This is a genomic window from Methanomethylovorans sp. (assembly GCF_050177135.1).
GTDB lineage: Archaea > Halobacteriota > Methanosarcinia > Methanosarcinales > Methanosarcinaceae > Methanomethylovorans.
In genome coordinates this window covers 1-5692 of the sequence record NZ_JBFXHJ010000140.1, presented here as the reverse complement: position 1 = coordinate 5692, position 5692 = coordinate 1, and the positions used below count along the sequence as shown (strand labels likewise).

Below are 5692 nucleotides of genomic sequence, written 5' to 3'. Positions count from 1 at the left end.
CCTGATAGATCACAGCGGCAAGTGTGCAAGGTAAATAAATATAAAAGTGGCCGTCTAACAAAGGCCACATTTTCAGGAATTTTCCGAAAGGATATTATCAACAGACAGTTCAAATGATGCTGTCTTACCGTTCACATCTACAGTGTACACGCCCTTCTCCAGACCATATACGTCAAGAGGCACAGACTTTGTGAAAGGTACCAGTGCCTGTGTACATAAGGCATCCCTGGGGCGTATTGTGCCTATCTCCACATAGAATGTGTTGCCATCTTTCCTGGTAGTGGCATTACTGATGGTTGTGCAGCCATCGGGAAGATAACCTGTAGCTTCCACATTCACCTGTACAGGAAAAGATTCCAGTATAAGCACCTGCACATTATTGACAGATGCCACGCCGGTTATGAACTCTTCTTCGTTGTTCATTCCTGGGGAAGGTGTCTGGTTCCCACTTGTGTTCTCAGAACCATTGTAGACGATCGGTTGCTGACAGGAACAACCTGATATGACGATCGCCATTGTAATTGATAGAAGTATTAGCAGATAGTTCGATCTCATTCTGGATCCCCGTAATAGATTTGTATCTGGCAGATATGATATCATTCAGAATATATAGCAATTGCCTAAGGTACGAACATTTTCGAACTGATACATAGTAAGCAGCGCAAAATTCAGGTTATATCTGCCGACCGACAGAAATCGGATATAGAAAGAAGAACAGATAATTACTAATCATTCCGACTCGTACCAATAGATTTAAGATATTGAATGTAATTAGGAGAGTGAAAGTCAAAGAGAGCGTGTGGCCTAGCCAGGATATGGCGGCAGCCTCCTAAGCTGCAAGCCAGGGGTTCAAATCCCTTCACGCTCGCTATACTTTTTCTAATATAATTAGATCAAGGAGAATCATCTCATGATCCGTAAGGCCACTGTCAAAGATGTCGAAGCAATGAAGAACATCATCAATGCATATGCAAAACAGGAGAAGATGCTTCCCCGTTCATACAATGAGCTGTACCAGTATATACGCAGTTTCTATGTATACGAGAAGGATGGCGAGGTCATAGGATGCTGCGCTCTGCAGGTAGTATGGGAAGACCTGGCAGAGGTACTTTCATTTGCTGTCAAGCCTGAATATGCAAGACAGGGAATAGGATCACAATTACTAAAGGCCTGTATGGGCGATGCACACGAACTGCATATAAAGAAGATATTTACTCTTACATACGTACCGCAATTTTTCAAAAAACATGGATTTGAAAGAGTGGATAAAGCAACACTCCCCCATAAAGTATGGAGTGGCTGCATAAACTGTCCTAAGTTCCCGGACTGTGACGAGATAGCGTTGATCAAAAATATAGACTGAATTGCTGATCTCAGCTTAATTCCTTTTTAAGATATACTGTACCCTTTTCTTCTTTTTGCACTGAAAAACCGGTCTTTAAATATAGATCAATAGCTGGTCCCAGAGAAGTATCGGTCTTCAGGATTGCTGTATTATAATGCTCGCTTGCAAATTCCAGAGCTTTCCCCAAGAGTTCAGAACCGATCCCCAGTCTTCTGAGATCCTTATGGACATACAGCCTCTTGACCTCACATTTTTCCTCACTTCTCTTTTTCACAGCACAGGTGCCGATGATCCTACCCTCTGTGAAAGCCAAATAAAAGATGCCTCCATCTTCAAGGTAATTTGCTGAAATATTATCCAGATCAAGATCCTTCTCTATGTCGTAAGCAAAACCTTCGGATGCCAGTATGCTCACCACGAATTTTTTTACGGAGGAATTAAGTAACGGAGAAAAAACCTTTATCATCAATGTATATATTCCTCTGGCTTTTTCAAGAAATCAAGAGCAATAGAACTTAATATTTGCACACCCTGCATAAGGACAGTTTCATCTATATCAAAACTGCTGGAATGGTTGTTCTCTGTCATATCTTTCTCCGGATTGCGGGTACCCAGGAAAAGGAACATACCAGGTACCTGACGTAAATAATAAGCAAAATCCTCGGAGCCGAAGATAGGAGATGCATTATCATCCACATTCATGAATGACTGCTTAAGCAACCTGCTGGCCGCTGCCGTGAAACCTGGATCGTTCACAAGTACAGGATAACCATGTAACACATCCAGCTCATAGGATGGCACACCAGCAATATCTTCTCTGGTAAATTCTTCCATGACAGAAATCAGTATTGTATCCAGAACATTCTCAATAGTGGCCGTGTCCATTTCATTAAAGGTCCTGAAACTTCCGGAAACATGTACTTCGTCGGGGATGATGTTTGAGCGAGTACCTCCGGTGACCGTGCCAAAGCCAAAAACATGTCTTGAAGGATCGACCTTCCGGGCACTTTCCAGCCTATACCTGGATATAAGGTCCGCAGCCATTTCAATGGGATTTATACAATACTCCGGTGTTGATACATGACCACCCTTTCCTTTGACCCTGATATTGAAATCGTTGGAGCTTGCCATAAATGGCCCGGGGCAGAAACGCACATTACCAACACCCACATCACCGAAAATGTGAAGCCCTATAATAGCATCGACACCTGCAAGCCCGCCATCATCAATAACCATCCTGGCCCCGCCAGGATATTGTTCCTCTGCCGGCTGAAATATCAACCGCACTTTACCAGGGAACTCATGCCTCCTCTCGAAAAGCAGGCGGGCCACGCCCAATTCTATAGCCATATGACCATCGTGGCCGCATGCGTGCATGACCCCTTTGTGGCAAGAGATATACTCCCTATTGTGGGCAGTTTCCTCCTCCTGTATTGGCAGAGCATCCGTATCAGAACGTATTGCAATGCAAGGTCCCGGACCATTGCCTGTGATATCTGCCACAACACCGGTACCGGCAATGGAACCGCTTTCCAGGCCGAACTCCTTAAGAGAACCAATTATCCTCTTCTGTGTCATGTGTTCATTGAAACTGAGTTCAGGATACCTGTGGAACTCGCGTCGCTTTTGTATGATCCATTGTTCAAGAGGGAGCAGGAACATCACCTGATATGAATGTTTCATCCAAATTATAAGAGCAGATTGCTCATCATGACTCATAATCATTTTGTTCAGAGAGATGTTTGCAATATGATTATTACTAAGGAGATTTATTACCTTTAATCCAATACAAAGGAGATCAGAATGCTGAAAACACGGCTCAGGGACTTTTTCATAACTCAGGATGACTGGATATTCGCTGTATCCGATTATTTCCATCCCCATGGGATACGTTCGACACTGCGATACGTACCCGATGAAGAAGGGGAACGCCAGATGAACGGAAAAAGATACCGTAAGTATGATTTCGATGATTCTTTCGATTTTATGCGAAAGCACCGGCCTGAATGGGTGGAAGATGTACATGTGGTGCCTGAAGAGCAGGTGAAAAGGATACTCTCCCCCAATGAGGCCATACAGCGTCTTGTAGCCTCAGATAGTCGGATAGCTGTGATCGTAAAAGTTCTTGAAAAAGCAGGAGTACCAAGGTCACATATGGGAGTCACTGGCTCTTTGTTGCCGGGATTACAGAACGAGACCTCTGATGTGGATTTTGTGGTATATGGAAAATACTGGTTCATAGCAAGGGATGCCATCGCCGAAGAAAAGAAAAGATCCGGACCAATAGAGGATATAAATATGGAGATGTGGCAAAGGATATACAAAAAGCGCATTCCAGAGATATCCTTTGAGGAGTTCGTAGTCCATGAGAAACGGAAAGGGAACAGAGGTATGGTGGAAGGCACATATTTCGACCTGCTTTTCGTGAGGGACTGGGAACAGATAAAAGAGCCCCCTGCAAGAGGAAAGGACACTGGGACCATGAGAATCGAGGCAACAGTGACAAATACAGATCTTGCCTTTGATAGCCCTGCAGTATATAAAGTGGAGCATCCTGAAATAGACCACGTGTTATCCTACACTCATACTTACGCAGGACAGGCGTTACCCGGAGAGCTTATCGAAGCTCAGGGAGTGGTTGAAATAACAGGCGAGAAAAAAAGGCTCGTGGTAGGCACTTCACGTGAGCCAAAAGGAGAATGGATCCGTTCACTTACATTGCTTGAAAAAGAAAATATGCTGTGACAGAAAATGTAACAAGATCACAGGAGGATGTTATCCTCCGCCTGTCACCTGGCCGATATCAACAATCTTTTCCTGTGTTTGCTCCCTGGCAAGATCGTCTACATCCACTTTGCCAGTTTCATGTTCTTTTTTCACTTTGATGGCGCTTGCATCCGTTATCACAAGAGCCTGGACATTGTAGTACAGTCCGGTGGTGTCCAGCAGGGCCCACGTTGTATCTTCTTCCTGCTTAAGTTCAATAACCTGACCTGCAGTACCTGTATTGATATAGAGCACATATGAACCAATAGTGATAGGAGCCCCGTTTAGATCCTGGGCCGGGATTGGATCTGAACCTTCATCCATGTTATCACATTCTTTTAACCAATCAGACTGGTGATCGAAACAAACTGAAAAAGATTCAGTTAGTGATCTCTTTACGAAGTTCGCCTATGGTTGCAACCCTTTCAGCAAAGGCATTATGGCGGTGGATACTTTCCTCGTTTATCTGCTTAATAGTCACGATCGCATCATCCGGAAGGTCCTTGAACTCTTTAACAACATTATGAGCCATGGTACGCACACAGTCTTCCACGAACTTCGGATTCTTGTGGGCCGTCTGAACTACCATTGCTTCATCAGAACGCTTCAGCAATTCGAAGACACTTGAGCTCATTGATCTCTCGATGATAGATATCACCTTTTCAAGAGATATGAAATCATCACTTGCAACTTCAATGGAAATAATTCCCCTTCCCCTCTGGTTGTGGGTTGCCATGGGCACACGATGGAGGAATTCGGCGATCTTTCTGTTATCCACACCAATTTCTTCAAGCTGTTTACGGGCATTGTCCGTCATGATCTCCTGGGCACACGGACAAGCGGTCATTCCTACCACTTCTGCACCTATGAGCTTAGTGATATTGATGTTCCCTGCTTCTTCCCTGCTGGCTTTCGCTTCAGCGAAGATCTCCACCACTTCCTGACATTCCATTTTAGTGGAAGGGGATTCTCTTTTGATAACGTATTCACTCTTGAGATGGACTTCTGCCCTTGTAGCATATTCATGCCTCACGAGCAAGTTGAGAGCAACATCACTGCATAGCTGCTCGATCTCGTAAACGGGCATATTCACCGCTTTTTCCAGAACTTCATCAACTGCTTCGAAATTGCGGGAAAGGTTGGCCCCTTTCCTGTCAGAAGGCAGGTCAACAAAGATATCGAATGTTGATATCAGCATGACAGGGCGCTTGTCTTTTCTTTTGACAGCTACCAGTTTTTTAACATTGGTCACACCTACGCGAGTCAGGTTGATAGGTATTTTGGGCTTATTGGCCTGTATATCCGGCAATATGACAGTAGAAAGTTCCATAACATTACCTCTAAGAACAGATCACATTCATGTAAAAGTGAGATGGGTCCGTTTTTATGTGTACTTGGTAAAGGAAATGAATTCATTGCATGTAAATGTTGTGTTACAGCAGGGATAAATTAAAATATTTAAACAGCAATATAATTTAAACAGGATTATGAGTACGCCCGATAATCCAACTGGTATAAACCAGAATCGAAAGGCAACATTAAAAGAAAAATATATATACTATATGTGCAGAATAGGTTTAT

The 5692-nt window shown here is 43.7% G+C and carries 7 protein-coding genes and 1 tRNA gene; 3 read left to right on the top strand and 5 right to left on the bottom strand.

The window, feature by feature from the left end:
* Positions 1–72: 72 nt before the first annotated feature.
* Complete coding sequence (locus AB7U21_RS09950) at positions 73–555, bottom strand: hypothetical protein (RefSeq protein WP_428388709.1); 483 nt, start codon at positions 553–555, stop codon at positions 73–75.
* Positions 556–793: 238 nt separating this feature from the next.
* Between AB7U21_RS09950 and AB7U21_RS09945 the strand changes: the two genes are divergently transcribed.
* Positions 794–868 (top strand) — tRNA-Arg (locus tag AB7U21_RS09945).
* Positions 869–910: 42 nt separating this feature from the next.
* Positions 911–1363: an N-acetyltransferase gene (locus AB7U21_RS09940; protein ID WP_428388707.1), complete on the top strand. Its 453-nt coding sequence runs from the start codon at positions 911–913 to the stop codon at positions 1361–1363.
* Between the two features lie 10 nt (positions 1364–1373).
* Here the strand turns inward: AB7U21_RS09940 and AB7U21_RS09935 are convergent, their stop codons facing one another.
* A complete protein-coding gene (locus AB7U21_RS09935) occupies positions 1374–1811 on the bottom strand; it encodes a GNAT family N-acetyltransferase (protein ID WP_428388711.1) in 438 nt (145 codons plus the stop codon).
* A complete protein-coding gene (locus tag AB7U21_RS09930) occupies positions 1811–3028 on the bottom strand; it encodes a M20 metallopeptidase family protein (RefSeq protein ID WP_428388705.1) in 1218 nt (405 codons plus the stop codon). Before AB7U21_RS09930 ends, AB7U21_RS09935 begins: the two co-directional genes overlap by 1 nt.
* A gap of 120 nt (positions 3029–3148) precedes the next feature.
* Here AB7U21_RS09930 and AB7U21_RS09925 point away from each other — a divergent pair, with 120 nt between their 5' ends.
* The gene (locus AB7U21_RS09925; RefSeq protein ID WP_333787353.1) at positions 3149–4090 is read left to right on the top strand and encodes a nucleotidyltransferase domain-containing protein; all 942 of its coding nucleotides are present in this window, start codon (positions 3149–3151) and stop codon (positions 4088–4090) included.
* Between the two features lie 30 nt (positions 4091–4120).
* Here AB7U21_RS09925 and AB7U21_RS09920 read toward each other — a convergent pair whose 3' ends face one another.
* Together AB7U21_RS09920 and mptA are read right to left on the bottom strand one after the other, a co-directional pair.
* Positions 4121–4435 carry a DUF2098 domain-containing protein gene (locus tag AB7U21_RS09920; RefSeq protein WP_333787354.1) on the bottom strand — a complete coding sequence of 105 codons (315 nt, stop codon included), beginning with the start codon at positions 4433–4435 and terminating at the stop codon, positions 4121–4123.
* 55 nt (positions 4436–4490) lie between these two features.
* Positions 4491–5441: a GTP cyclohydrolase MptA gene (mptA, locus tag AB7U21_RS09915; RefSeq protein WP_428388702.1), complete on the bottom strand. Its 951-nt coding sequence runs from the start codon at positions 5439–5441 to the stop codon at positions 4491–4493.
* Positions 5442–5692: the final 251 nt, after the last annotated feature.

What these genes read in the sequence shown, in the direction of transcription:
- AB7U21_RS09950 (WP_428388709.1), bottom strand. Translation starts at nt 555, where the DNA reads ATGAGATCGAACTATCTGCTAATACTTCTATCAATTACAATGGCGATC.
- AB7U21_RS09940 (WP_428388707.1), top strand. Translation starts at nt 911, where the DNA reads ATGATCCGTAAGGCCACTGTCAAAGATGTCGAAGCAATGAAGAACATC.
- AB7U21_RS09935 (WP_428388711.1), bottom strand. Translation starts at nt 1,811, where the DNA reads ATGATAAAGGTTTTTTCTCCGTTACTTAATTCCTCCGTAAAAAAATTC.
- AB7U21_RS09930 (WP_428388705.1), bottom strand. Translation starts at nt 3,028, where the DNA reads ATGAAACATTCATATCAGGTGATGTTCCTGCTCCCTCTTGAACAATGG.
- AB7U21_RS09925 (WP_333787353.1), top strand. Translation starts at nt 3,149, where the DNA reads ATGCTGAAAACACGGCTCAGGGACTTTTTCATAACTCAGGATGACTGG.
- AB7U21_RS09920 (WP_333787354.1), bottom strand. Translation starts at nt 4,435, where the DNA reads ATGGATGAAGGTTCAGATCCAATCCCGGCCCAGGATCTAAACGGGGCT.
- mptA (WP_428388702.1), bottom strand. Translation starts at nt 5,441, where the DNA reads ATGGAACTTTCTACTGTCATATTGCCGGATATACAGGCCAATAAGCCC.